Below are 23,593 nucleotides of genomic sequence, written 5' to 3' on the forward strand. Positions count from 1 at the left end.
TTTTTTGTTTTCCGGCCCCGGAGATCCCGGGTGCCGCGGGTGCGTCCCCCGGGGCGCATGCCGATCGCCGAGTTAAGCGACAACTTGCAGGGCGATCCATCAAGTGCTGCTAAAGCGTCGGCTGTCCGGAGCGCTCCCCCGGAGCCCTCCTTCCTCACCCGCCTCGGGGTCTTCGGCTTCGACCGCTACGAGCCGGTGGTCCTGGCGGCGCTCGTCTCCGAGGACCCGCTGCTCCTGATCGGCCGCTCCGGCACCGGCAAGACCTACCTGCTGAACAGCCTCTCCGAGGCCCTGGAGCTGGAGCACCGGCACTACAACGCGAGCCTGATTTCCTTCGACGACCTGGTGGGCTTCCCTTACCCCGACCCGGAGAGTGGCGGCGTCAAGTTCCTGGAAACCCCGGCCACGGTGTGGGGCGCCGAGTCGGTGCTGATCGACGAGGTGAGCCGCTGCAAGCCCGAGCACCAGAACCGGCTGTTCTCGCTGGTGCACGAGCGCCGGGTGCAGGGGATCCCCCTGCTGCGCCCGCGCTACCGCTGGGCGGCGATGAACCCGCCCTCGAACGACCAGAGCGGGGTCGAGTTGCTGGTGAACCCGAACGGACCGCTGCTCGACCTGAGCTACGCCATGGTGGGTCGCGGCCGCCGGGAGGGCACGGAGTTTTTCGCCCACCCCGCGATGCTGGCCCGCTACCCAGCCACGCGGATCACCCAGAGCTCGCGCGGGGACAGCACTTCTACGACCCGAGCCAGCCCTGGGCATGGTGTGACCCATCCTGCGTCGTCGCCCGGAACGAGGCCTGAACCCCCGGTCTCCTACTGGCTCGCCGCCTCCGCCGCGCGCAGCCGCTCCTCCGCCTCCCGGGCGCCGAGATCGAGCTGCTGGTTGACGGCGTCGAGCACCTGCCGGGCCTGCGCGGCGCCGGTCGCGGTCGACGCCCCGCCGACGGCCGCGGTCGCCGCGGTCTCGCCGACACCACACGCGGTGAGCACGAGCGGCAGGGTCACGATGAGCACTGCGTGGCGGAGCATGGGGATCTCCCCTCGGGTAGAGGCTGTCCCCGCTGTAGTCGGTCAGCAGGGGCGACCCCTGTAGCCTCCCTCAGGGCATCCGGCACCCTGCCGTCCCCCTCCTCCCCCGCCCGCGGACTACCCTGGTCACCGAGAAGGACGCCGGAGGGCGCGCCGACCCTGGCGCCTTGCTCGGTCGTAGCTTAAAAACTACACTTGGTTCCGACAATGGACGTCTTCCGCTACCAGCGCAGCGAAGGCAGGGAGCCGGCGACTGAATGGCTGGCGTCGATCCGCGACAAGCAGGCGCAGGCCAAGGTGCGTCTGCGACTCAAGCGGCTGGAGGCCGGGATCTTCGGGGATTGCGAGCCGGTCGGCGACGGCGTGCTCGAGCTCCGGGAGCACCTCGGCCCGGGTTATCGGGTGTACTTCGCCCGCCACGGTCGGATGGTCGTGATCTTGTTATGCGGCGGCACCAAGAGGACCCAGGCCGCCGACATCCGCTTGGCGAAGACGTACTGGTTGGATTGGAAGCAGAGGCAGGCATGAGCAAGACCTACCGCGGGGCAGTCTCGCACCACGACCGCGAGGTGGCGGAGCTGCGCGCCGATCGTGAACTTGCGGTGGCGTACCTCAAAGCGGCCCTGGCGTCTCTGGACGATCCGGAGGATCGGGCCGCGGGGCTGCTGGCGCTGCGCACGGTCGCGGAGGCCTACGGCGGTCTGGGCGCCATCGCCGCCGATGCGGGGATCAGCCGGGAGTCGCTCTACCGCGCCCTGTCGCCGAAGGGCAATCCCACGCTGAAGACCCTGCTGGCGGTGCTGAAAGCCGTGGGGCTCAAGCTCTCGGTGGAGGCGGACCGGCACGTCATCGCCTGATCACGACCGAAGGTCCCGGGCCGAGAGGGTGCGGAGACGGAGCACCCCGCCGCGGGTCGCCCCGGGGCGGGGTGTGGCAGGGTTACCGCCGGCTCGCTCAACTGCCGAGCGCCTGGTGCCTTGTCTTCTCCGGTGCCTTCCCCGTGAGCCGGCGGCACCGTGATCCGCGAACCACGGGTGCTGCCCGCAGTCCGCGTCGGCAGATATCAGAACGGCGGAAGGTCGTCTTCCTCGAAGCCACTGCCATCGGGGATGCCGTCTCCGGAGTTCGGCGCGGGGCCCGGCGACGTGCTACCCGCAGCACCCTGGGGACCGGCGGGAACTGAGGTGGACCCCGATCGCTGGACAGGATTCAGGGCCGGATACGTTAAGGGGTGAGAGGGGTTGCTGGCTTCCTCACTGCCGCCCCAACTGGTCGACCACCTGGCCGTAGCGGTCCCACGTGTGCCAGCGGACCTCGACCGCCTTGCCGGCGACGAGGCGAGCGAGGTTCTGCTTCGAGCGCTCGCTGAAGGGCTGAGCCTTCTCCGGGGCGTCGATACCGGCGAGGCGGACGCGGTGCTGGACCTGGTCGGCGTCGAGCACGGTCAGGGTGTCGCCGTCGGCGATGCGGACGACGCGGCCTTCGAGGAGATCGGCGGAGACCGAGGGGGGGACGGCCAGGGACAGGAAGAGGAGGCTCATCGTGAGTGCCTTAACTCTCGAACCAGGCCGCGCCTGGCAAAGCCCTGAGGCTGAGGCTGAGACCGTCGAAAGTGGCTACGATCAGGTCCAGCCTACGTGGCACGACTGGAGACCCTGCGTGACCGCCCCCTGCCCCTTCTGTCATCCGGCCCTGGAGCGCGTGCTGTTCGAGGACGGCCTGGTCCGGGTCCTCGCCGACGGCTTCCCAGTCTCGCCCGGGCCCCCGCAAGGGCCCTGGTGGCAGACCGGATCGTCTTACAAACGCTGCCGCTATGACCGGGGCAACAATTGTCCTTCCGCACAAAGCTGCAGCAAACGAGACCGTATCTCCGCAGGCGATGCCTTCAAGTCCACGGTCGCAAACCGAATCTGGTGTCCCTGGATCACCACACTCTCATCAACCGCCTCCCCAATCGCCGGATGCAGCAGCACTCCACTCGCACAATCGGCAAGCCTGTCCCCCCGCCCCACCTGCGACCGCAGATAGGCGTATATCTGATACAGGTATCCGCTGCGAAGGACTTCCTTGCGGTACCAGCGGCCTGTCACGATCGACGTGAACTTGGTGTCAATGACGATACGACGTGCTGATGAGGGGTGGTCCAGCACCACATCCGTTCGCATGCTCGGGAGGATCTTATCGATCCCCGCCGTCTTCTGCTCAATCTGCCAGCCCATCGTGCCGCCGCGCAGCACCCGCCACCCTTGCGGGCTCAACGCCACGTCATAGAAACCACCCACTGCGCGCTCAAACAGGCGACGTACCCAGGTCTCCTCCCGATCGGCTGCCGGAAGGACATCTGCGCCAACCGCCTCCGTGGGAAGCGCAAGATCGAACGCAAGCTTCGCGGCTGCCACCATCACCCGGTCGCCCGCATCGTTGCGGCCCACACGGTCTGTGCTCATCTCGGCACGGGTCGGCGCCTCGCCCGACACACCCATCGCCTTCATGCCACTCGCAAGTGCGCGGCAACGATGGGCTACCTCCCTCCTCCGTACGACCCTGGAGACTGACTCCAGGGCTGCACGCACGAAGCGATTACGGGCTGTGTCGATGGTGAGCTCGTCGAACCGGCACGCCACCAAGCCCCGCTCCAGCAACTGATGGTGCTCGCTCCTCAATACATCTATCCGGCCACGCGCCCGATGGGTCACTGCCTCGCGAGGACGGTAACCGAGACTCAAGCGACGACGCTGTCGCTCCTCCACCGCATGGCACAACGAGTCCCGACACCTCAATAACGGACGTACCTCCCTCGGGTCGGTGAATGTCGAACTCAGCTCTCGGGCCCCCTGTTCCAAGAAATCTTATGTTCGGAATCCGCAAGTCATATCTCCTACCAAGGTCAAGCCGGCGCGAGGCTCGTCATCGCGCACCATGCAAGCCGCGCGGTCCCCTGTCGCGCGTTCTGCGATCATCAGGCACAGCTTCTTCGGATTCCTCTCACTCGATCGCCCGGACACCGCGGCACTGCGGGTAGCTCGAGCAACCCCAGAAGGCCTGACCCGCCTTAGTCCCCTGCCGGGCAACGCGCCTGACCATCGGTCTGCCGCACACGGGGCATCGCGGCCCGCTTGCGTCACCCGTTCCCGCTGAAGGCTGGGCGGTCACCGAGCTCCTCCGCACCTTGCCGACCATCGCGCTCAGCCCGGCGCCGTCGATCAGTTCGATGTTGCGCCCCCTCGCGAAGTCCCGCGCCTCTGCCGTGAAGACCCCCGAGGTCACCACGAAGCCCCCCGGAGCCCCCTCGGCCACCATCGCACCCAGCAACTCCCGCACGACGTTCACCGAGACCTTGTAGGCGCGCCACTGCTTGCACTGCACAAGAAAGGTCTCGTTGTCCTTGCGCAGCTTGAGGTCGACGCCGCCATCCGCGCCACCCCCACCGGTCTCGAGCACCGTATAGCCCCGTCGCCGAAAAAGCTCTCCGACCAGCAGCTCGAAATCCTGCCATGACATCGATCGCAACGTCCCGCCGGAGGGGTCCCCCCCGAGGTCGGTGACCAGGGCTGCCCGCTTACGGCGCCCCAGGAAGGACACCGCCGCCCCGACGGCGAGCGCACCGGGTATAAGGTATTGCCCAACCGAGGCGAGCGTCCTTATGAACTGGCCAGTCACAAGCTGACCGACTTGGCCCGGCGCCACACTCGTCGACACCTCGGCGGCTGCGTAATGGTGCAGGGGCCAGTACGTCACCACCGCCAGGATGAGCCCCACCCACCAAGGCAGCATCGCTGCGATCTCGAGGAGATCTTCGAGAAGTTCCGTCTTTCGCCTCTTCGCCACTGTCGCCCTCTCACGCTTGACCCACCTGCGTCTCTTACTCACCTGCGATTCCGCCCGAGCCGGAGAAGGAGGGCTGGATCTGAATACGGAGACCAGGCGAGTCCGCGTAGTGCCGGGACAGCAGCGCGGGTCGGGGACCAGCGTCCCCGCGGTGCCCCCCGGCGCCACTGGCGTCGGCTCCCGCCACAGTCCCCGCGCGCCGACGTTCCTCGCGGCGCTAACCTCAGCCGATGGACCTCCCCCCAGCTCTGCCTGGTTACCGCCAAGGCGCAGGCCCGACCTCCCCGTCTTCGGAAATCTCGGGCGATTCACTCAGCGGTCAGATCCCTTCTTCTCGGACTCCCTGAGCTTATGCTGGTAGCGGTCATACGGTTCGCGTTCCTCGCAGGCCTCGCCCATGGTCTTTCGGCACTGGGCTTGGCCATAGGACTCGAGGGTCTCGTAGCCCGTGCGCTGCCAGTCGTGCCCTGCGCAGGCAGAAAGTGTCGCGACCAGCGCGCCGGCGAGCAGCATCGGACCGAATCGCGCCCCAGCACGGTTCCCGCGCTCCGCGCCGGACCCGGGAGCGCGCCGTGATGGGCCCTCTTCCGCCGGCGGCCCCACACGTTTGGCGACGGGTTGGGAGTAGCGGGACTCCATCTCTGTCATCAATTGCGCCGCCTTTTGGCAAGACTGTCCCGATCGTGTTCCCCCGGGCGCTGCTCGTCGGCATCGGGCTCGCACCGTCTGCCCATTCCGCGGCCTGCGGACTTCGGCGCTAACATAGCACGTAGACCCATAACCGACTCGGTTGCCGAGGACACCGCACCGGTTAGGGAAACGCCGCGGGTCCTTGTGGCCCAGCCCCTCCCGGCTGGCCGCGGTCCGACAGCACGGCGTCAGCGGGCGGCGCCGCCCGCAGGGGTACCCGGTCCTTGCACGCACCAGGCTCGCCGTCGTCGGCCAGGAACCGCACGAGGGCTCACCGGTGACCGGTCACCGGTCACCGGTCACCGGTCACCGGAGGCTACCGCGTCGAGCAGGACCGTTTCCTCGTGGGCCAGGGTGTCGGCCGCGAATACCAGGGCCGCCTGAATGTCCTCGCGCGTGAGCCACGCGTAGGCATCGAGCAGATCCGCCTCGCTTGCCCCTTCGGAGAGCTTGCGCAAGACGCTGGCGGCCCACGCCTGATGGCGGGGCTGCCACGAGCGTCTCGCCCCTCGCCCCCGGCGCCCCTCAACGCGCGGAAGGCTCGGGTGCCGCGCTGACAGACGCCGGAGCAGAAGGTGCGCCGAGCCCGAAGACGCGCAGCCCCGTCTCCGAGTGAGCCTCCGGCTGCAGGACCACATCACTCTCGAGCAGCGGCGTGGGGAGCCGGCTCGAGACAAAGGCCAGCACCACATGACGATGGTCCCCGACGGGCTCGGTGAGGCACACCGCCGGGCAGACCTTGGTCGCAGACAGGTCGTCGAACGGAAACGGCACCAGCACGACCTTACCCCGCGTCATGGAAGGGCCGCCCGTCTTCGGGCGAGTACAGGTCCTCTTCCTCCGCCAGGAAGGCGAACACGGGGTTACGTACGGCCGCGTGCAGCCAGTCCGACTCGCTCGCTTCCTGCTCCTCGCCAGCGGGCAGGAGGATGATCACGCGGACAGGACCTTTCGCGAGCCCAGTGACCGGGTGGTCGAGCGTGATGCGCCCCTGCGGGTCGAGGGTTCCCGTCGTCTCGATCGCTCTCGAGATTGTGCTCACAGGCCGGCTCCGCACCTCAGGGCGAATGGATAGGCTCACCCTGCCTTAGCCCTCCCGTCCGCGCAAGCGCCGCGCTCCGACCCACGAAGAGGCCACCGGCCACGCGGCCTCTTGTTTTAGGGGTAGCCCCGCATAGCCCGCGCCCGCGGGTCCTCGCCGTTGGCCGCGGCCCGCGCGCTGTCTCGTGAAAGTGCTCAGGGGAGCGATGCGGCTCGAAAATCGCTGGGCCTTAACCTTGGGGCACTGCCCACGGCACGCTGGCCCAGGCCGGGACGGGGGTCGGGCCTCGACCCCCCCCGACGGCTAGCCGCTCCCTGCGACATCGTCGAGAAAGGACAGATCCGCGCGGACGAAGCCGAGCAGCAGGGCGCCGAGGGCGGGGTAGACATCAAACTTCGGTCGTGCCTGCTGGCAGCGATGGACGAAGCGGTCTAGCCAATCGAAGAGGGCGGCACGCAGGAATTCGGCCTGCTCTCGCGCCAGCGCCGGGATATCGCGACCGGCGGCCTGCTTCTCCGCAACATAGGCCATATACGCCAGCGGCACAGCGATGTGGTCGGCTGGCTCGCGGAACTGCGCCTGGAGCGCCAGCGCGTGGCTGGCGAGGAACGCGCGGATGCGCACCGTCATCTTCCTGCTCGCCGGCAAGCTCGACTTCACCCGACTGAACCCCTACGTGCCGGCGACTCTACCCACGTGAAATTCAATAGAGCCAGGAATCAGAACACCTTGACCAGCTTGACCTCGAAACGATAACCGTCGGAAGGGGTTGGGCTGTCGTAGTCACGGTAGACGGGCAGGGTGACCAGCACGCCGATGACGGTGCCCGTCGGCTGATTTTTGAAGACGACCTTGGGGCCGACATACCATTCCCAGCGGGCATCGTTCTGCTTTCGGTCGAACCGTTCACTTTCGCCGTCCCAGCCCAGATGCGACTCCACGCCGACATCGAACGCGTTGCTCAGGGCGTAGGCCCAGCCGGTAAGGCCCCGGAACATGTTCGGCTTCCGGTAATCGTGTTCACCGTCGGTAAAGGTGTAGTAGTACAACTCCTGATCGAAACGATTCGCCCCCAGGAAGTAGGTGAGGCCGACCCCGCCCCCCGCGCCCCAGGCCTGGTTTCCGGTGTAGTCGTTGTTGTTCTTCCCGCCGTCCGCCGTCGGCAGGATGACGCCGGCATCGAAGGCGAGGCTGAAGGGGGCCCCTTCGGCCTGGTTCATAACCACCTTGTGCAGAGCGACGGCGGTATCGCCGATCAAACCGTAGTGGTCGGTGTCGTTGGTGGCGCGCACCTCTTTTTTAACATCGTAGATCGGGGTGGCGCTGCGGATATCCAAGCCCGGGGCAATACCATAGCGGAACTTGACCACCCCGACGTTCTTGGTCAGCTTGACGTTGTCGTTAAGCTCATCGTCACGGAGCCGGATGCCGTCGGTTTCCGCATGGGTGTAATTGAGAAGCGCAGAGAATTTGCCGACCGGCACCCCCTCGCCGGCGGGACCCCAGGCGGCGCCGACGCCGCCGAAGGCCCTGGGCGCCGGTCGAGCCGTCTCCTCGGCCGTCGCCGACGCGGGGCTTATCGAGAAGAGGGCGATGAGCAAACAGGCGGGCAGGTTGTAAAGAAACGTCTTCATTCTGTTGCCTCCAGCTGTCCGGGCCCGTCCCAGGGGCGTCGATTTCATGGGGATGACCGCGGCTTGCCTAGAAAGGCGCCCTGGGCGGGAAATTGATCCCTCCACCCGGGGCGCGGACCATCAACCAACTTGACGAAAGCCTTTCGCGCCGTGCCCCGCGCCCGTCGAAACGGGGGCTCACAGAGGCCGAAACGTCGACCTGCCGGGCTGGGCGCCGGGACGAGGCGGCGCCTCGCTTTGCGCCGCCCTCGTCCCGGTCAGGCCCTCACTTCCCGAGCGCCTTCTCTACGCTGAAGGGCATCGCCTGGTAGCCGGTGGTGTCCATCAGTTGGATCTCCACCGAAGGCTCCTTGGCGCCCCACTTGAACTCGTCGATGTACGGGTTCGGGTCGGTCTTGAAGGCGCCAGTGCTGATGTCGAAGTCGGCACCCGCGACGGCCGAGTAGACGAACACCGAGTTCTTGTCGGCCTGGTACTCGGTAAGCGAGGTCACCGGGCTGTACCAGGCGTTGCCACGCTCCTTCCCGTATTCCCAGACCTGCTCGACGGTCATCTTCTTCTGGTCGATCTTGTAGACCACCGCGCGCGAGTACTTCATGCTCGGCAGCGCCGGCTGCTCCATGCCGCGGCTGTCGCCGTTGTCGAAGGCGCTCAGGTACAGGGTGTCCCCCTTGGACATGCTGTCGATCTTGAACGCGGTGTGCTGGGTCCAGGTCCAGTCGAAGTCGCCTTCGCACTTGCTGTTCTCGCACTTGATCTTCTGACCCTTGGCGTCCACCGGCGTCAGCACCTTGGTGGCCAGCTCGCCCTTCCAGGCCTCGGGGCTGCCGACGATCCACTTGACCTTCTTGTCGCGGCCGATCTTGATCATCGCCGACTGGTGACGCGAGCTGATGATGATCGAGTCGTCCTCGGCGTCGTGGTCGACGCTGTTGACGTGCGCCCAGTTGCGGCCCGGACCGACGCCGACGATGTCACCGAACTTGTCGTCCTTGTCCTGCTTGGCCAAGTCGTCGGCCGTCATCGTGTGCGAGGCCAGGTTGGCGTCGATGTTCAGGCACACCGCGCCCTGGTCCAGCACCTTGAGGTTGACGTCGCGGTAGGGGTCAAGGATCTCGTACAGGCGCCAGTCGTCGACCACCCTGCCGGTGGCGGGTTCGATCTCGGCGATCACGTCACGCACGGTGCGCACGTTCTTGCCGTCGGAGCGCTTGTAGTTGGCGCTGCCCACGCGCAGGAAGTAGTTGCCGTTGGGCGAGAGGTCCAGCGAGTGCGAGAAGTCGTTGTAGGCCGCGGGCAGCTGGCGGTTGAAGATCTCCTTGCCCATGATGTCGTACTTGACGTAGCGCTGTCCGTAGCCCCAGGTCAGCGCGCCGTCAGCGCCCTGCTTGAAGCCCATCATCACGCCGGCCCTGTAGATGCTGTTGATGTCGTAGATGGGCTGCGCGTTCAACGCCCAGCGGATCTCGCCCTTCGTGTCGATGATGAAGTTGACCGGGTAGTAGTTCCACTCCAGCGCGCCGCCGACGGGGTTGTTCCAGACCGCGCGCGTGCCCTTGCCGGCCTTGGGCAAGAAGTTGTTGACGAAGTACAAGCGGTCGGCGAACTCGGGATCGACCTTGTTGACCTTGGCCTTCGAGAAGAAAGCCCCGCGCTGGGTCGGCGTACCCGCGGGGTCGGTGGTCACCGGCCCGGCGTAGATCGTGTAGGCCTCCTTGATGCGCTCCTCCTTGCCGGCATAGACCTTCGTGTACTCGACCTCGACGGTGGCTGCGGCCCAGGCCACCAGCAGCGATGCGGAGGCGAGAGCGCAGGCGCCGGAGAAGGCGAAGGCGGCGAGCGGCGAGAGTGACTGGTAGAGCCAGCCGAAGATCACCGAGGCGGGCAGCAGCATCACGCCGGCAGTCAGGTTGAACCAGCCGAAGGCGGTGCCCCGTCGCCCCGCCGGCGCCAGGTCGGCCACCAGCGCCTTCTCCACCCCCTCGGTCGCGGCCATGAACAGCCCATAGAACGCGAACAGCGCGAACAGCACCGGGCCACCCTGTACCAGGGTGCCGAGGGCAAGGTAGAAGATGCCGTAGGCCAGGTAGCCTGCCACCAGGAGGCGCACGCGCCCCCAACGGTCCGACAGCGCGGCCAGCGGCGTCGAGAACAGCGCGGCGACCAGCGACACCGCGGCCCACAGGAGCGGCACCTGGGCCTCCGGCACCCCCAGCTCCCGCGCCCGCAGGAGCAGAAACAGGTTGGAGGAGTTGCCGAGGGTGAACAGCGCGACCACCACCAGGTAGCGCTTGAACGCCGCCGGCATGTCCTCCAGGCGCCAGTCGAAGCGCACGGGCGCGGGAGCGGCCTCGTGTCGTGGCTCGCGGAGGGCAAGCGCCAGCGCCAGGCAGACCGCCCCCGGCAGGGCCGACCAGAGGAAGATGTCCCGCAACGGCATCTCGGCCGCCAGCAGCAGCGCGGCCAGGAGCGGGCCGATCACCGCCCCCGCATTGTCCATCGCCCGGTGCAGACCGAAAGCGAGCCCGCGCTGCCCGGGCCCAACGCTCGCCGCCAGCAGGGCGTCGCGCGGGGAGCTGCGCAGACCCTTGCCGACGCGGTCGGCGAAGCGCAGGACGAGCAGCCACGGCCAGCTCGCGACGAAGGCAATGAGTGGCCGCGTCAGCCCGGCCAGCCCGTAGCCGGACACGACCCAGGGCTTCGCCCGGCGCGTGCGGTCCACCATCACGCCAGAGAAGAGCTTCAGCAGGCTGGCGGTCGCCTCGGCGACGCCCTCGATGACCCCGAGCGCCCGCGGTCCGGCCATCAGCACCGACGACAGGTACAGGGGCAGGAGCGGATAGAGCAGCTCGCTCGCGCTGTCGTTCACCAGGCTGATCAGACCGATCAGCCAGACCGTGCCCGGCAGGCCGCGCAGTCCCGGGCGCCTGTCGGTCGGACTCCGGATCACGGGGCAGTGCGCTCTGCCCCAGCGGACCCGCACGGCTGGAGCCGGGATGTCGCCGGAGCGCCGAGGACCCACAGGATCTGGAGGGCACGGTGGGTCAGCAAGACCTCGATGGTATCCCGACCTGCAAGGCTCAGAGCCCGAAGCGCGCGGCCTCGCCGAGCTCGGCCTCGATCTCGAGCAGCCGGTTGTACTTGGCCATGCGCTCGCTGCGGCACACCGAGCCGGTCTTGATCTGCCCACCGCCCATGGCCACCGCGAAATCGGCCATGAACGGGTCCTCGGTCTCGCCGGAGCGGTGCGAGATCACGTAGCCCCAGCCGGCCTTGCGGCAGAGCTCGATCGCCTCGATGGTCTCGGTGACGGTACCGATCTGGTTGAGCTTGATCAGCACGGCATTGCAGGTCTTCTCCTCGATGGCCCGGGTGATGAAGCGCGTGTTGGTGACCAGGATGTCGTCGCCGACGATCTGGACCCGGTCGCCAAGCGCCGCGGTGTGGTCGCGAAAGCCCTCCCAGTCGTTTTCCGCCAGCCCGTCCTCGATGGACACGATCGGATAGCGGTCGAGCCACTCCCGGTAGAGCGCGGTCATCTCGGCGCTGGTCTTGTCGCCCTGCCCGCTGCGGGTGAGCCGATAGCGGCCGTCCTCATAGAACGAGCTCGCCGCGGCGTCGATCGCGACCGCCACCTCGCCCCCCGGCTCGAAGCCTGCCTGCCGGATCGCCTGCACCAGCAGCTCGCACGCCTCCTCGTTGCTCTTGACCTGCGGCGCGAAGCCGCCTTCGTCGCCGACGCTGGTGGCGTAGCCCTTGCCCTTCAGGATGGCCTTGAGCGCGTTGAAGGTCTCGACCGCGTAGCGCATCGCCTCCGAGAAGCTCGGCGCGCCCCGCGGAACCAGCATGAATTCCTGAAGATCCAGGCTGCTATCGGCGTGCTTGCCACCGTTCAACACGTTCACCATCGGCACGGGCAGACGGACGGCGCCGGTGCCCCCGAGGTAGGCGTAGAGCGGCAGGCCACAGGCGCTGGCCGCAGCCCGGGCCACGGCCTGGGACACACCGAGGATCGCGTTCGCCCCCAGGCGGGCCTTGGTGGGGGTGGCGTCGAGCGCGATCATCGCCCGATCGATGCGGGCCTGCTGGCGCGGGTCCATGCCCGTGACCGCCGGGCCGAGCCGCTCGTTGACGTTCGCGATGGCCCGCAGGACGCCCTTGCCGGCGTAGCGCCGCGCGTCCCCGTCGCGCAGCTCGACGGCCTCGTTCTCGCCGGTGGAGGCCCCGGAGGGCACTGACGAGGTCCCGCTGACCCCGTTGTCGAGCGCGACGGTGACCCGCAGGGTCGGAGTGCCGCGGGAATCGAGGACCTCAAGGGCTCGCACGGACTGGATACGCATGGACCTTTCTCCTCTGGGCTACCGCACCACCAGCACGGCGCAGTGGGCGTGGTTGATCACGTGCTTGGTCACCGAGCCGACCAGCCAACGCTGCAGGAAGGACTTGCCCCGGTGGCCCACCACGATCAGGTCGATCCGGTCGTTTTCCGCACAGGCCAGGATCTTCTCCGCGGGGTGGCCGACCGCGACCTCGTAACGGATCACCAGGTCGCCGGTGTCTGCGCGGGCCCGCAGGGCGTCGAGCACACCCTGGTAGTAGCTCTGGGAGTGCTCGAGGATCGCCTCGGTCTCCACGTCCTCGGCGAACTCCGGCGGCCGGCTGACCGCCAGCACGGCCAGGGTCGAGCCATACTTGCGCGCCAGGTCGACGGCGGCCTCGAAGGCCTTCAGGGCGGAGTCCGAGCCGTCCACAGCGACCAGAATTCGATGGAACATCACTGCACCTCCTGGACGGGTGTGCCGGGAGCGCCACTGCCGCGCTCGGCCTCTTCGGGCGTCGCCGGCAGCAGGTGGTGGGGCAGGAAGAAGGCGTTGGCGATGAGCGTTGGCACCACGGCGCTGCCGATGACCGCCAGGATGAGCAGCGAGTACTGGGTCTGGTCGATGATAGCGTGCGAGAGGCCGAAGAGCGCCGCGATGCTGCCGAAGGTGAGTCCGGTGGACATCAGGAGGGTGGTGTACATCGACTCCCGGCGCGGCGATCCGTAGCGGCGCGCGACCGGGTAGACGCCCAGCATCTTGGTCGCGATCTTCGAGCCGAGCAGGACCAGGAAGGCGACCGGCGCGGCGGCCAGCGCCGCGAGCGACACGAACGACCCCGCGCGGATGAAGTAGAACGGGGTCAGCAGGCCGAAGGTCAGGGTGCGCAGGCGCCGGATGAGAGCGTGATCCTTGCCGACGGTCCCGGCCAGCACCATGCCGGTCAGGTAGGCGGGCAGCACCGCCTCACTGTCGGCCCAGGCGGCGAGCCCGCCCAGCCCGAACAGGACCAGCAGCAGGAACTTGGCCTCGAGCTCCGAGGGCCGCCCGCCGTAGCGGCGGAAGAACCGGGGCGTCAGCCAGGGCAGCACGGTGAAGGCGACGACGCTCGCGGCGACGAACACCAGGGTCCGGTAGGTGAAGGGCGCGAACAGGAGCCCGAGCGCCACGACGGTCCCGAGGTCGGTGACAAAGCAGGCCGCGAGCACGGTCTTGCCGTAGTCGGTCTGGTTCAACCCGAACTCGAGCATCACCGCGTACACCACCGCCACCGAGGTGGTCGAGAGCGCGACCCCCGCGAGCCAGCTCGCCTGGGCGCCCCAGTCGAGCAGGTAATAGGCGGTGGCGGCACAGCCGAGGAACGGGGCGGCGAAGCTGACCAGCCCCACGGCGCTGGCCTCGCGCCAGCGGGCGCGGAAGACGACGGGGTCGAGCTCCGCGCCGGCGAGGAAGGTGAGCACGATCGCACCGGTCCCGGACAGGAACTTGATCCAGGACTCGTCGGCACCCAACGCGGCGCTGCCGACCAGGGCGCCGATGGCGAGCTGGGCCACGATCCCGACCACGATCTCGGAGAGCGCGGTGGCGATGCGCAGCCGGATGGAGATGAGGGTAGCTGTGAGCGCGAGGCCGAGCCACAGCGCCGCGAGTAGCCAAACGTCCGTCACAGTCCTCGCCTCCTCTGCCGTACCCTGTGCAGGTCTCTGCGAGGATTGCGGGACGCTCGGCCTGGACCGATGCCGTACCGCCCCCGCTCGCGAGGGCCCGGTAGGCATCATCAGCCCGAGGGGCGGTTAGGGGAGGAATGCCATCTCCGTGACGCGGTGGAAGTATAGGCGCCGGTCACGGGAACTGGCCAGAAGGACGGCCATCGCCAGCCCCGTGGCGGCCGTCAGGTGCCAGTACGGGAGCCATTGCGCCGGGTCGTGCACGAGCAAGAAGCCCCCGGTCATGCCCGCCACGCCGACGAGGGGGGCCGCGCGCAGGGCGATGTTGGCCCAGCGCTCGCCAGGGATGTGCCGAGGCTCGGGGGGAAAAAGCGCGGCGATGCGAGGATGTCCCGTCATGTCCCGGCTGTACTCGTGGTCCCTGTCTCCGGCACCCAGAAGAGCGCCTCCACCGGCAGGCCCACCGCGGTCCCCGCGCCTCCCTCGAACAGGCGGAAGCGCTGGGCCACGCGCCCCGACACCCGCAGCTCCAGGACCAGGGGCGAGGCGTCGTGGTGAAAGTGCACCAGGGTCTCTGCCCCCAAGTCGTTGACATCGAACCGGCCCGTAAGCACCACCTCACCGTCGTGGGGCGGGTGTGTGGCATCGCGCAGGGCGATCTCCTCCGGCCGGATGCCGAGCATCACCCGGGAACCGGGCGCGGCCCTGGTGTCCCCCGCGGGCAGGGGCACTACGCCGCCGAGGAGCGGGCAGTCCACCCGCAGCTGCTGGCCTTCGCCATCTCGAACCACCCCCGGGAGCAGGTTCTTGATGCCGAGAAAGCGGGCCACGGCGAGCGTTGCCGGGCGCCGGAAGACCTGCTCGCGGGCTCCGCACTGCTCCAGCCGGCCATCGACGAGCACGCCGATGCGCTCGGCGAGAAAGAACGCCTCCGTCAGATCGTGGGTCACCAGCAGCACGGTGAGCCCCTGGTCGCGCCCCAGGGACCGCAGCAGCCACCAGAGGTCCCGGCGCAGGCTCTCGTTGAGGGCCGCGAAGGGCTCATCCAGCAGCACCAGGCGCGGGCGGGTTGCCAGGGCCCGGACCAGGGCCACCCGCTGGCGCTCGCCGCCGGAGAGCGTCGCCGGCCGGCGTCCGAGCAGGGACCCGATGCCCGTGGTCTCGACCAGCCGGTCGAGCAACGGCCGGTAGGTCGGCGGGGGAAGCCGGCGCGCCCGCACGCTGTAGTCCAGGTTCTCGGCAACGCTCAGGTGCGGGAACAGTCCGAGCCCCTGCGGCACATAGCCGAGGCCGCGCTGCTCGGTCGCGAGTCGGCCGATCTCCTGCCCCGCCAGCCGGATCTGGCCCCGGACCGGCGGCCGGATCCCGAGCACGGCGGCAAGCAAGGTGCTCTTGCCGGAGCCGGACGGCCCCAGCACCGCGTGGCACCCGCCCTCGGCCACGGCGAGATTGATGTCGCGCAGCACGAAGTCGCCGGCGTGGACCTCCAGCCCCTCGATCTCAAGCATCGGCGCGGGCCTGCAGGAGCCGGCGGGCGGCGTACAGCGCCGTGAGACCGATCGTGACCAGCACCACGATCAACGCCACCGTGCCCTCGATGTCGGCGCTCGCCAGGCGCATGAAGATGGCGATGGGCAGGGTCTCGGTGCGCATCGCCATGGTGCCCGCGACCATCAGCGTGGCCCCGAACTCGCCCAGCGCCTTGGCCCAGGCGAGGATGAATGCCGCCACCAGGCCCCGCTTGGCCAGGGGCAGGGTCACCGTGCGGAAGGCGTGCGCCGGGCTGGCGCCGAGGGTGCGGGCGACCGTCTCCAGCTCCGCGGGCACCTCGTCGAAGGCGGCCTTCAGCATGCGCACGGCGACCCCCAGGATGGTGACGAACTGCGCCAGCACGATGCCGGCAAAGGTGAACACGAACCGCACCACGCTCTGCTGCAGCCACTCGCCGAGCGGGTTGTTGAAGAAGATGAGCAGGATGGCGCCGAGCGCCGCCGGCGAGACGATGATCGGAAACTCCAGAACTGTCTCCGCCGCCTCCTTGCCCGGGAAGGAATAACGCGAGAGCGCGTAGGCCGCGGGGGTGGCCAGCAGCAGGGCCAGCAGGGTCGCGACGGTGGCCGCCACCAGCGAGAGGCGGATCGAGAACAGGGTGCGCTCCGAGGCGAGCGCGCCGAGCACGGCGGGTGGCTCGAGAAACCAGGCGAGCGAGGCGATGAGCCCGCCGTAGAGGGCCAGCACCGCCAGGGCGGCGCCGATGGTCCCTCGGCGCAGGCTCATCGCGTCGCCTCGCGCCTACTTCTTCAGCCAGTCGGCCGGCACCGTGTATTCGCCACCCACCGGCTTGCTCTCGCCGATCCACGCGAAGGCCTCCTCGGGCGTGGCGAAGTACCGGTACTTGGCGAAGATCGCCTGGCCGTCCGGACCGGTGAGGAAGTCGATGAAGGCCTGTGCCGCCGCCCGGTCCTGGGTGTACTTGGCGACGGCGATGGGGAGGTAGCCGACCCGCGGGACCTGCTCCTTCGGCAACGGGATGGTCTCGATGCGCTCGGGGTCCCAGTACTGGAAGACCCGCCAGCCGATCACCGCATCGGCCATCTTCAGCGAGATGGCGGTGGCGGTCTTCTCGCAGGACTCGGTGTAGTTGACGAGATTCTTCTTGAAGGCCGCCCGTTCCTCGGCCGTGAGCGCACGCTCCAGGATCTCCACCGCGTAGGCGCCGACGCACACCCCCTCGGGGTTGGCGATGGCGACCCGCAGCCCCGGGCGGGTCAGGTCCTTCAAGCTGTGCACACCCTGGGGGTTGCCCTTGTAGACGTTGATGGCGGGCACCAGGTAGACCAGCACCTTCTCGGTCTCGGAAAACACGTCGCCGTCGCGCTTGGCCTTCTCCATGTAGTCGGAGGAGCCGGGGAAGTAGAGGTCGCCCTGCTTGGCGAGCTTCATCTGCGAGAGCACGTAGCCCGACCCTCCGAAGATCACCTCGACCTTGACCCCGGTCTTCCGCTCGTAGACCTTGGCCGCCTCCTCGGTGGGCGGCTTGGAAGCGGCGCCGGCATAGACGAGCAGGCGCTCGGCGGCGGAAGCGGTGAAAGAAAAGATCACGGCGGCGAAGGGCATGAGGAGCTTTGCGAGTGTCACGGGGAACTCCTTTCGGGGTGGACAGTTGGGGTGGACAGCGGTCCGGGACGGGGGCCGTGTCAGTCCTATACGGCCGGTCCCACACGCGCTCGTGATGTCAAAACTGACATAACGAGGTCCGAAGTGCAAGGCGGTGACCCGACGAAGGGCAGGTGCTGGGGAGGCTCAGTCCGCCAGGGCGCGCACCGCTTCGAGCTCGGTCGTCGCCTCGGCGTTCAGCCGCCGCTCCAGCGCGTCGTACCGGGCGATGAGGTCCTCGCCGAGCGGCGTCAGGGTCGCACCCCCGCCGCGCTTGCCGCCGGAGGCCGTGACGACCACCGTGCGGCCGAAGCCCCGGTTGAGCGTGTCAACAAGCAGCCAGGCGCGCTTGTAAGGCAGGCCGAGCGAGCGCGCCGCCGCCGCGATGGAACGGGTCTCGCCGATCTTGCGCAGCAGGTCGACCTTGCCCGGGCCGATGGCGATCTGCTCGCCGATATAGATCCGAGGGCGCACCAGGATGGCGCGAGGCTCGTCTGCGGTAGCGTTCATGCGCACAGGCTACGGGAAATGGCCGCCGGGCCCCAAGCAGCCTGCACGGCAAGTCTCGTGCCTCCTCTGAGGTGGACCCCGCTGTTTCTCATCCCTCCACCTCCGCCTCGGGCCACAGCCCCGGAAACAGGAAGCGCAGGCTCGCCAGCGGCACCGAAAAGCCGACCGGGGCCCGGGGGCTGGCCGAGGTCAGAAGCCCGAAATCGAGCAGGCTCGCCAGGACCGTGCGGACAGCCCGATGGACAGATTCATGGCCGCTCCAGAAGCTCACAACCTGCTGCCATGGTTAGGGTATTCCACGACGTGCGGAGATGTCGATGGACACTCGGGGTGGGGTCGGTGGAGTCGCTGGAATCGGGGCGAAGTCGTCGGGGGAGGATCCCGTCTGCCCCGGAGACGCGTATGCCGCAGGGTGCCTTTCCACCGGTGAGAAAACCGGCGACCGAGGGCATCGGCGCAAATCCGATGGGCAGGAAGGCGGTGGGCGGAGAACGAGGCCCCGGGGTCAGCAGCCGCTGGCACTCGGTGAGGGAGCGGGGCGTCGGCACGGGCAGTGCACCGACGGGCGCTCCCGACACCCACCCGGGAAGGCCGGACCGCACAGGCGTCAGGGACCCCAGCGCCGGGACCCGCCCGGTGCGGTGCTCGTTCGAGGCCGACGCTCGTCGAATCCGTGCCCAGGGCCAGGACGGGTGGGACGGCCAGGCACCCGAACGCCAGTGAAGTGCCGCAAGGCGGCCCCCACTCCGGCAGCCGATGCCGGGCGGGGCCGGGCTCCCTTCGGCAGGTGTCACGTTCTCCGACAGGGCGGACCAGGAACCCCGCAGTCAGGGGCTCCGGGCACGGTCAGACTCTGATCGGCCACAACCGGTCGCGCCCCACGCCTCCGGCGAACGGCAGCGTTGCCTTAGCGCGGACCTGCGGAAAGCTGCAACCGAACTCTTCCGGCTCGGTGGTTATGGCTTGGGTATCGTGCCGAAGTGGCTAGCCGGAGCTCGCAACAGGCTCAATACGGTCATACACCTCCGTGCGCCCACGCTGCAGCTCCCAGAGATCGACAGCCCGCTGCATGTTCAGCCAGCTTTCGGCGCTCCCGCCGAGGAGGCGAGCGAGGCGCAGGGCCATATCGGGAGTCACAGGTCGACGCTCATGCACGATCTCGGAAACCGTGCGCCTCGACACCCCGAGACGCCCGGCAAGCTCACCCTGGGTGAGGCCAAGGCTCGGTAGCACGTCCTCTCTGAGGATGGCCCCAGGGTGCGTGGGCTTTCGGTTGCGGGGCATCAGTGATAGTCCTCCAGAGTCACGTCCCAGGCGTCGCCATCGGTGATCCGGAAGGTCAAGCGCCAGTTGCCTGACACTTTCACGCTCCAGAATCCCTTGCGGTCACCTTTCAATGGATGCAAGCCCCAACCGGGCATGCCCATGTCCTCGGGTTGGGTTGCGGCGTCCAGCCGGTCGAGCTGTCTCAACAGTCTCGGGGCATCCTTTGCACTCACGCCGCTACGGTCGTCCTCGCGGAACAACCGCTCCAGACCCTTATGGCGGAAGTTCCGAATCATGCGTCTAGTGTAACGCAGCAAGTTACATCAAGACAGAGACTGGCAAAGCCCGCATGCCAGACGAGGTACGTCGGCTCACTGCTCCTCAGGGACCACACGAGTCGACGCGGTCAGCGACCGCTTGGGGTCGGGACCCGCCCTTCCCTGGCCGGGTCCAGCCGCCGCCAGGGTGTAAAGCTAGCCGACACCGCCAAATCACCTGGGAGGGTCGGCCCGGGTTCGCGCCGCGCGTTGCCCGCCCAACAAAGGGGGCCGCTTTGCGTCACGCACCGGGCCTCCCCCTCACCGCCCCCTGCCCCGCCCTGCCTCCTCCGACCCGCCTGCCTTCCCCTCGGCCGCCTGGAGCCCGAAGAGCTCACGTTGGCGCTCCCAGTCCCAAGGGATGTGCGCCCCGCGCCCCCGCAGCTGTTGCAGGTTGAGGTGACGCGGCTGGCGCCCCGCGAGGACCGCCTCCACGAGGTCGTGGGCAAGGAGCGTCAGGCGCAGCAACTCGGCGACCCAGCCCGGCTCGAGCTCCAGGCGCCGCGAGAGCTCCTCCGGGAAGAGCTGCTCCCAGACCTCCCCCGTGCGCCGCAGCGCCACCACCGCCTGGGGCTCGTCCAGCTCCCGCCCCGCCTGCGCCCGGGCCGCCGACTTCCAGGTCGCAATCAGCATCTCCGGCTGGCGCAGCAGCCCCTGGACCTGCCCCAGCACCCCGGCGTCAACGGACGATGGACGAAGGCTGCCACGTCACCTAGGATCCGGTGCGTCATTGGGGAGTAGCCGCCCGGCGTGGCCTGATCGCCGGGGCTTGCGTCAACACACTTGACCTGTCGGTCATGGCGCAGGCGGCTTCTAAGCATGGCAAGACCTTTGACCACGCTGTCTCTGGATCGGCCGGAGAGCAGTGTGGTCATCGGTTGGGTCCGGCCTGGAAGTTACCGTGGAAGCACTCCTCATGTCCGCCAGCATCGTCGCCCTCGCCGAGATTGGCGACAAGACGCAGCTGCTCGCGTTTGTCCTCGCCGCGAAGTTTCGCCAACGTACGCCCATCATCATGGGCATCCTGCTCGCAACGCTCGCGAATCACGCCTTTGCGGGCGCCCTCGGCTCCTGGCTAACGTCGCTGATGGAACCTCGTACCCTGCAGTGGGCCCTCGGGGGCTCCTTCCTCGCGATGGCCCTCTGGACGCTGATTCCGGACAGGCTCGATGAAGACGATACCAAGCTCGCCCGCCTGGGGGTCTTCGGCACCACGCTGGTGGCGTTCTTTCTCGCGGAGATGGGCGACAAGACACAGCTCGCAACCGTTGCCCTCGCCGCGCAATACCGGACGCTGGTGGCCGTCGTCGCCGGGACGACGCTGGGCATGATGATCGCGAACGTCCCAGCCGTGCTCGTGGGCGACCGGCTCGCGGAACGACTGCCGGTGCGCCTCGTGCACCTCATCGCGGCAGCGATTTTCGCCGTCCTTGGCATCGCCATGCTGCTCGGAGCGGAGAGGCTCTTCGGCCGGTGATCGGTCGGGGCGACCAAGAAAGCGCGTGTCAGGTCGGTGCCCGAGGCCAGGGCGGCCGGTGCGACCGGGCACCCGAACGGCAGTGAAGTGCCGCGAAGCGGACCCCCACCCCGGCAGCCGATGCCAGGCCGGGCTGGGCGCCCCTCGGCAGGTGTCAAGTTCTCCGACAGGGCGGACCCGGAACCCCGCGGTCAGGGGCGCCGGGCACGGTCAGACTCTGATCGGCCACCTGCGGACGTCTGCGAGGTCGCCCCATCAGGTATCGTCGAGATACCGCCGTGGCTGGTATGGCAGCCAACACGGTTTGCGGGGTGAGCGTCAGGTCGCTAGACTTGTACGAAATACAGGACATCTCTCCATGCGCATCATCAGCTTCTCTGAGGCACGCAATCGGCTCAAGCAGGTCATCGACCAGGTCGTGGACAATGCTGACGTCGCGATCATCACGCGCCGCGATGCCGCGGACGCCGTCGTGATGTCATTGGAAACGTTCAACAGCTGGCAGGAAACCGTGCACCTGCTCAAGACCCCGGCCAATGCCGCCCATCTGGCCCAATCGCTTGCACAACTTCGCGCGGGAAAGCTCGAGCCGCACCCGCTCGCTGATGGCTGACCGGCTGCTTTGGACGGCGGCTGCCTGGTCCGACTACGTCTGGTGGCAGGGACAGGACCGAAAGACGCTCAAACGCATCAATCTGCTCATTCAGGACACGATGCGCCATCCCTTCGAAGGCATCGGTAAGCCCGAGCCATTGCGCGAGAATCTGTCGGGACTATGGTCGCGCCGGATCGACGACACCCATCGGCTGGTCTACGCCGTCGAGGCGGGCACGCTGGCCATCATCGCCTGCCGGTATCACTACGAGTGATCCGCTTGCAGGGGGATCGTAGGCTTCGGCCCTGCGCGCAGGACCAAGGCGCGGTTCTTGCGCGCCGCATTTTCGTGTTCCGCGGCTGAACGCCGGCTCAGGCCCTTGAGGAACGTCTCTTGTGGGTCGGGACCACCCGGTAGCCGCCGGGCTTGGAAGGTCCGGAGTCAGACGCATAACTGACGGTCAGCGCCGGCGGCCGGGCGCCGACCCGGACCCGGCGCCGGGAACGCAGTCTTCAGGAAGCCGACCAATGTCGGGCCAGTGCACCGCGCCCGCTGGGAGCGGGGCGGAGCCCCACGGGGGGTAGTGCCGCAAGCAGCGACCAGGTCAGCCTGCGAATTGCCGCACCTGTAGTGGCGCGATGATGATCGCTACCGGTCGACCCCTAGGGCAAGAAGGGCAGGGGGCTTCCTCCGGAAGTTGCTCGGCTTCAGCTCAGCGCAGTCAGGGCGGCGGCACCCCGAGGCGGACCGGGCCACTTTGGCGCACGGCAAGGCGCGTGCGCGGGGGCGGCAGCGCCGGAAGGTCGCGGGCCACCAACCCGGTGGCGGCGGCCGTCTCGTCGCGCACCTCTGAGCGGTCATAGTCGATGCCGACCCAAAGAGTGGAGAACAGGCCAGGCTCAGAGCGTTCCGCGAGGAAAAGGGTCCCGGCATAGACCACTGGCGCGCCGGCAGGCACCTCGATGCGCCAGCGCGGAGCCCGGTCCAGCATCGCGGCGTACGTGAAGGCGTCGGTGCGCCGCGGCGGCAGTATGGCGAGGTAGTAGTAACCAGGCGGCAGTACCATGCTTGCCCACCCTTCGGCCCATGCGGCTTCGGAGGGGCTGTGGGGGACCCAGGCCAGCGGTTGGCCGCCGCTCTCGAAGTCGCCCCAGCCAGTGCCGATCGGGTCGGCGCTGAACGAGCCGATCAGCGGTTGGCGGGTGCTACCGTGCTGGTCCGTGCCAATGAGGCGCAGCAGCAGCAGGGTGCGGGCGCCGGTGCGCACCTGATCCAGGTCGTCCTGCCCTAGGGGCAGACCAATGTGCCAGCAGCCGGTGAGCGCCATTGCCAGCAGCAAGACGATAAGGCCCTTCATGGAGCCTGGTTCCCCGTGGCGGCCCAGTTGCGGAGAAAGGCGCCGTAGGTGACGCCGGGGGGCCGCTCGGCGTGCTCTGCGCGCTGCAGAATGCCGGACGCGTCGAACTGCAGCAGTAGCATGTGGTGGGCCGGCAGATCCGTAGCTCCAAAGGCCCCGCCGCCACGGCCACCGACCACCCACAGGAGCCGCCATCGCACCCGGTCCCAGTCGTAGACGACGACGCCCGCGTCGTCCCACACCGCGCTCGGCTCGCCCAGGCGCTCCAGCGCCTCAGCGCGGCTCGTGGCCCCGACCAACAGCATGCCCTGCGATTTCTGGGAGACCTCGCGCCCGGCGCTGATGTGCCCCTCACCGAGCGGGATGGGCAGCACGACGCATCCGGACAGCGGTAGAAGAAGCGGTAGCAGCAGGCGCGCGAGGATCATCGTCGCTCTTTACTAACGCCACGGTGCTCGGAAGAGACCGAAGACCGCCCGTCAGCGGCGCACCGGCTGACCATCGTCGGGCAGGACGTCGAGGTCGCCGAAATCGTCGAACAGGCCGACGGAATGACGAGCACGACCTGTTGGGAACCCCCTTAGGGATCCCCTCATTTGAGTGGATGGGTCATAAGGAGAATTGATCGGCAAACTGTTGATGCTGCGAGTGTTCGGGATCATGCTGCGAGCCCTGATCCGGGCAGAGAGGAGCGCAGCATGGCC

The 23,593-nt window shown here is 68.2% G+C and carries 31 protein-coding genes; 6 read left to right on the forward strand and 25 right to left on the reverse strand.

What is annotated here, in order from left to right; genetic code table 11:
* From KA217_11255 to KA217_11265, 3 genes are all read left to right on the forward strand, one after another.
* Positions 1 to 1,095 (forward strand): AAA family ATPase (locus KA217_11255; GenBank protein MBP7713016.1); only part of this gene is annotated, 1,095 nt, incomplete at its 5' end.
* Between the two features lie 143 nt (positions 1,096 to 1,238).
* Positions 1,239 to 1,559 (forward strand): type II toxin-antitoxin system RelE/ParE family toxin, encoded by a 321-nt coding sequence (locus tag KA217_11260; GenBank protein MBP7713017.1) that lies wholly within the window; start codon positions 1,239 to 1,241, stop codon positions 1,557 to 1,559.
* Positions 1,556 to 1,888, forward strand: coding sequence for a putative addiction module antidote protein (locus tag KA217_11265; GenBank protein MBP7713018.1), 333 nt, complete (start codon positions 1,556 to 1,558; stop codon positions 1,886 to 1,888). The genes KA217_11260 and KA217_11265 overlap by 4 nt, the downstream gene beginning before the upstream one ends.
* A gap of 396 nt (positions 1,889 to 2,284) precedes the next feature.
* On the opposite strand, the gene KA217_11270 is transcribed toward KA217_11265, so the two are convergent.
* From KA217_11270 to KA217_11375, 22 genes are all read right to left on the reverse strand, one after another.
* Entirely contained in the window at positions 2,285 to 2,572 is a 288-nt protein-coding gene (locus tag KA217_11270) for a thermonuclease family protein (GenBank protein ID MBP7713019.1), read from the reverse strand.
* Between the two features lie 270 nt (positions 2,573 to 2,842).
* Positions 2,843 to 3,874, reverse strand: a complete 1,032-nt coding sequence (mcrC, locus tag KA217_11275; GenBank protein MBP7713020.1) for a 5-methylcytosine-specific restriction endonuclease system specificity protein McrC — start codon at positions 3,872 to 3,874, stop codon at positions 2,843 to 2,845.
* A 142-nt stretch (positions 3,875 to 4,016) separates the two neighbouring features.
* Positions 4,017 to 4,859: a restriction endonuclease gene (locus KA217_11280; protein MBP7713021.1), complete on the reverse strand. Its 843-nt coding sequence runs from the start codon at positions 4,857 to 4,859 to the stop codon at positions 4,017 to 4,019.
* 312 nt (positions 4,860 to 5,171) lie between these two features.
* On the reverse strand, positions 5,172 to 5,372 hold the full coding sequence (locus KA217_11285) for a hypothetical protein (GenBank protein MBP7713022.1): 201 nt from the start codon (positions 5,370 to 5,372) through the stop codon (positions 5,172 to 5,174).
* A gap of 476 nt (positions 5,373 to 5,848) precedes the next feature.
* Positions 5,849 to 6,187 (reverse strand): DUF433 domain-containing protein, encoded by a 339-nt coding sequence (locus KA217_11290; protein MBP7713023.1) that lies wholly within the window; start codon positions 6,185 to 6,187, stop codon positions 5,849 to 5,851.
* Positions 6,075 to 6,347, reverse strand: coding sequence for a hypothetical protein (locus KA217_11295; GenBank protein MBP7713024.1), 273 nt, complete (start codon positions 6,345 to 6,347; stop codon positions 6,075 to 6,077). The genes KA217_11290 and KA217_11295 overlap by 113 nt, the downstream gene beginning before the upstream one ends.
* Positions 6,334 to 6,582, reverse strand: coding sequence for a hypothetical protein (locus KA217_11300; GenBank protein ID MBP7713025.1), 249 nt, complete (start codon positions 6,580 to 6,582; stop codon positions 6,334 to 6,336). The genes KA217_11295 and KA217_11300 overlap by 14 nt, the downstream gene beginning before the upstream one ends.
* Before the next feature lie 312 nt (positions 6,583 to 6,894).
* Entirely contained in the window at positions 6,895 to 7,221 is a 327-nt protein-coding gene (locus KA217_11305) for a molecular chaperone TorD family protein (protein ID MBP7713026.1), read from the reverse strand.
* Positions 7,222 to 7,310: 89 nt separating this feature from the next.
* Positions 7,311 to 8,225, reverse strand: a complete 915-nt coding sequence (locus tag KA217_11310) for a transporter (protein MBP7713027.1) — start codon at positions 8,223 to 8,225, stop codon at positions 7,311 to 7,313.
* A 265-nt stretch (positions 8,226 to 8,490) separates the two neighbouring features.
* A complete protein-coding gene (locus KA217_11315; GenBank protein MBP7713028.1) occupies positions 8,491 to 11,175 on the reverse strand; it encodes an MFS transporter in 2,685 nt (894 codons plus the stop codon).
* A gap of 130 nt (positions 11,176 to 11,305) precedes the next feature.
* Complete coding sequence (gene eno / locus KA217_11320) at positions 11,306 to 12,565, reverse strand: phosphopyruvate hydratase (protein MBP7713029.1); 1,260 nt, start codon at positions 12,563 to 12,565, stop codon at positions 11,306 to 11,308.
* An 18-nt stretch (positions 12,566 to 12,583) separates the two neighbouring features.
* The gene (locus KA217_11325; protein MBP7713030.1) at positions 12,584 to 13,000 is read right to left on the reverse strand and encodes a universal stress protein; all 417 of its coding nucleotides are present in this window, start codon (positions 12,998 to 13,000) and stop codon (positions 12,584 to 12,586) included.
* The gene (locus tag KA217_11330) at positions 13,000 to 14,211 is read right to left on the reverse strand and encodes a cation:proton antiporter (protein MBP7713031.1); all 1,212 of its coding nucleotides are present in this window, start codon (positions 14,209 to 14,211) and stop codon (positions 13,000 to 13,002) included. The genes KA217_11325 and KA217_11330 overlap by 1 nt, the downstream gene beginning before the upstream one ends.
* A 126-nt stretch (positions 14,212 to 14,337) precedes the next feature.
* On the reverse strand, positions 14,338 to 14,610 hold the full coding sequence (locus KA217_11335) for a hypothetical protein (GenBank protein ID MBP7713032.1): 273 nt from the start codon (positions 14,608 to 14,610) through the stop codon (positions 14,338 to 14,340).
* The gene (locus KA217_11340; GenBank protein ID MBP7713033.1) at positions 14,607 to 15,719 is read right to left on the reverse strand and encodes an ABC transporter ATP-binding protein; all 1,113 of its coding nucleotides are present in this window, start codon (positions 15,717 to 15,719) and stop codon (positions 14,607 to 14,609) included. The genes KA217_11335 and KA217_11340 overlap by 4 nt, the downstream gene beginning before the upstream one ends.
* Complete coding sequence (locus KA217_11345) at positions 15,712 to 16,488, reverse strand: ABC transporter permease (GenBank protein ID MBP7713034.1); 777 nt, start codon at positions 16,486 to 16,488, stop codon at positions 15,712 to 15,714. The genes KA217_11340 and KA217_11345 overlap by 8 nt, the downstream gene beginning before the upstream one ends.
* Positions 16,489 to 16,503: 15 nt before the next feature.
* A complete protein-coding gene (modA, locus tag KA217_11350) occupies positions 16,504 to 17,328 on the reverse strand; it encodes a molybdate ABC transporter substrate-binding protein (GenBank protein MBP7713035.1) in 825 nt (274 codons plus the stop codon).
* Between the two features lie 186 nt (positions 17,329 to 17,514).
* A complete protein-coding gene (locus tag KA217_11355; GenBank protein MBP7713036.1) occupies positions 17,515 to 17,877 on the reverse strand; it encodes a LysR family transcriptional regulator in 363 nt (120 codons plus the stop codon).
* Positions 17,878 to 17,965: 88 nt separating this feature from the next.
* On the reverse strand, positions 17,966 to 18,148 hold the full coding sequence (locus KA217_11360; GenBank protein ID MBP7713037.1) for a hypothetical protein: 183 nt from the start codon (positions 18,146 to 18,148) through the stop codon (positions 17,966 to 17,968).
* 713 nt (positions 18,149 to 18,861) lie between these two features.
* Positions 18,862 to 19,161 carry a HigA family addiction module antidote protein gene (locus KA217_11365; protein MBP7713038.1) on the reverse strand — a complete coding sequence of 100 codons (300 nt, stop codon included), beginning with the start codon at positions 19,159 to 19,161 and terminating at the stop codon, positions 18,862 to 18,864.
* The gene (locus KA217_11370) at positions 19,161 to 19,439 is read right to left on the reverse strand and encodes a type II toxin-antitoxin system RelE/ParE family toxin (protein ID MBP7713039.1); all 279 of its coding nucleotides are present in this window, start codon (positions 19,437 to 19,439) and stop codon (positions 19,161 to 19,163) included. Before KA217_11370 ends, KA217_11365 begins: the two co-directional genes overlap by 1 nt.
* Before the next feature lie 282 nt (positions 19,440 to 19,721).
* A complete protein-coding gene (locus KA217_11375) occupies positions 19,722 to 20,132 on the reverse strand; it encodes a hypothetical protein (GenBank protein MBP7713040.1) in 411 nt (136 codons plus the stop codon).
* 229 nt (positions 20,133 to 20,361) lie between these two features.
* Here KA217_11375 and KA217_11380 point away from each other — a divergent pair, with 229 nt between their 5' ends.
* The 3 genes from KA217_11380 (at position 20,362) to KA217_11390 (ending at position 21,806) form a co-directional block, all read left to right on the forward strand.
* The gene (locus tag KA217_11380) at positions 20,362 to 20,937 is read left to right on the forward strand and encodes a TMEM165/GDT1 family protein (protein MBP7713041.1); all 576 of its coding nucleotides are present in this window, start codon (positions 20,362 to 20,364) and stop codon (positions 20,935 to 20,937) included.
* 358 nt (positions 20,938 to 21,295) lie between these two features.
* On the forward strand, positions 21,296 to 21,550 hold the full coding sequence (locus KA217_11385; GenBank protein ID MBP7713042.1) for a type II toxin-antitoxin system Phd/YefM family antitoxin: 255 nt from the start codon (positions 21,296 to 21,298) through the stop codon (positions 21,548 to 21,550).
* Complete coding sequence (locus KA217_11390) at positions 21,543 to 21,806, forward strand: Txe/YoeB family addiction module toxin (GenBank protein MBP7713043.1); 264 nt, start codon at positions 21,543 to 21,545, stop codon at positions 21,804 to 21,806. The genes KA217_11385 and KA217_11390 overlap by 8 nt, the downstream gene beginning before the upstream one ends.
* A 447-nt stretch (positions 21,807 to 22,253) precedes the next feature.
* Here KA217_11390 and KA217_11395 read toward each other — a convergent pair whose 3' ends face one another.
* From KA217_11395 to KA217_11405, 3 genes are all read right to left on the reverse strand, one after another.
* Positions 22,254 to 22,889 (reverse strand): hypothetical protein, encoded by a 636-nt coding sequence (locus KA217_11395; protein MBP7713044.1) that lies wholly within the window; start codon positions 22,887 to 22,889, stop codon positions 22,254 to 22,256.
* On the reverse strand, positions 22,886 to 23,263 hold the full coding sequence (locus KA217_11400) for a hypothetical protein (protein ID MBP7713045.1): 378 nt from the start codon (positions 23,261 to 23,263) through the stop codon (positions 22,886 to 22,888). The genes KA217_11395 and KA217_11400 overlap by 4 nt, the downstream gene beginning before the upstream one ends.
* A gap of 105 nt (positions 23,264 to 23,368) precedes the next feature.
* Positions 23,369 to 23,593: hypothetical protein (locus tag KA217_11405; GenBank protein ID MBP7713046.1), on the reverse strand; the 225-nt coding region annotated here is incomplete at its 5' end.

Source organism: Gammaproteobacteria bacterium (genome assembly GCA_017999615.1).
Lineage (GTDB): Bacteria > Pseudomonadota > Gammaproteobacteria > JAABTG01 > JAABTG01 > JAGNLM01.

Coding starts and splice junctions, on each gene's coding strand:
- KA217_11370 (MBP7713039.1), bottom strand. CDS start 19,439: ATGATTCGGAACTTCCGCCATAAGGGTCTGGAGCGGTTGTTCCGCGAG.
- KA217_11385 (MBP7713042.1), top strand. CDS start 21,296: ATGCGCATCATCAGCTTCTCTGAGGCACGCAATCGGCTCAAGCAGGTC.
- KA217_11340 (MBP7713033.1), bottom strand. CDS start 15,719: ATGCTTGAGATCGAGGGGCTGGAGGTCCACGCCGGCGACTTCGTGCTG.
- KA217_11270 (MBP7713019.1), bottom strand. CDS start 2,572: ATGAGCCTCCTCTTCCTGTCCCTGGCCGTCCCCCCCTCGGTCTCCGCC.
- modA (MBP7713035.1), bottom strand. CDS start 17,328: ATGCCCTTCGCCGCCGTGATCTTTTCTTTCACCGCTTCCGCCGCCGAG.
- KA217_11355 (MBP7713036.1), bottom strand. CDS start 17,877: ATGAACGCTACCGCAGACGAGCCTCGCGCCATCCTGGTGCGCCCTCGG.
- KA217_11335 (MBP7713032.1), bottom strand. CDS start 14,610: ATGACGGGACATCCTCGCATCGCCGCGCTTTTTCCCCCCGAGCCTCGG.
- eno (MBP7713029.1), bottom strand. CDS start 12,565: ATGCGTATCCAGTCCGTGCGAGCCCTTGAGGTCCTCGATTCCCGCGGC.
- KA217_11290 (MBP7713023.1), bottom strand. CDS start 6,187: ATGTGGTCCTGCAGCCGGAGGCTCACTCGGAGACGGGGCTGCGCGTCT.
- KA217_11265 (MBP7713018.1), top strand. CDS start 1,556: ATGAGCAAGACCTACCGCGGGGCAGTCTCGCACCACGACCGCGAGGTG.
- KA217_11305 (MBP7713026.1), bottom strand. CDS start 7,221: ATGACGGTGCGCATCCGCGCGTTCCTCGCCAGCCACGCGCTGGCGCTC.
- KA217_11345 (MBP7713034.1), bottom strand. CDS start 16,488: ATGAGCCTGCGCCGAGGGACCATCGGCGCCGCCCTGGCGGTGCTGGCC.
- KA217_11325 (MBP7713030.1), bottom strand. CDS start 13,000: ATGTTCCATCGAATTCTGGTCGCTGTGGACGGCTCGGACTCCGCCCTG.
- KA217_11365 (MBP7713038.1), bottom strand. CDS start 19,161: ATGCCCCGCAACCGAAAGCCCACGCACCCTGGGGCCATCCTCAGAGAG.
- KA217_11285 (MBP7713022.1), bottom strand. CDS start 5,372: ATGCTGCTCGCCGGCGCGCTGGTCGCGACACTTTCTGCCTGCGCAGGG.
- KA217_11310 (MBP7713027.1), bottom strand. CDS start 8,225: ATGAAGACGTTTCTTTACAACCTGCCCGCCTGTTTGCTCATCGCCCTC.
- KA217_11390 (MBP7713043.1), top strand. CDS start 21,543: ATGGCTGACCGGCTGCTTTGGACGGCGGCTGCCTGGTCCGACTACGTC.
- KA217_11260 (MBP7713017.1), top strand. CDS start 1,239: ATGGACGTCTTCCGCTACCAGCGCAGCGAAGGCAGGGAGCCGGCGACT.
- KA217_11395 (MBP7713044.1), bottom strand. CDS start 22,889: ATGAAGGGCCTTATCGTCTTGCTGCTGGCAATGGCGCTCACCGGCTGC.
- KA217_11295 (MBP7713024.1), bottom strand. CDS start 6,347: ATGACGCGGGGTAAGGTCGTGCTGGTGCCGTTTCCGTTCGACGACCTG.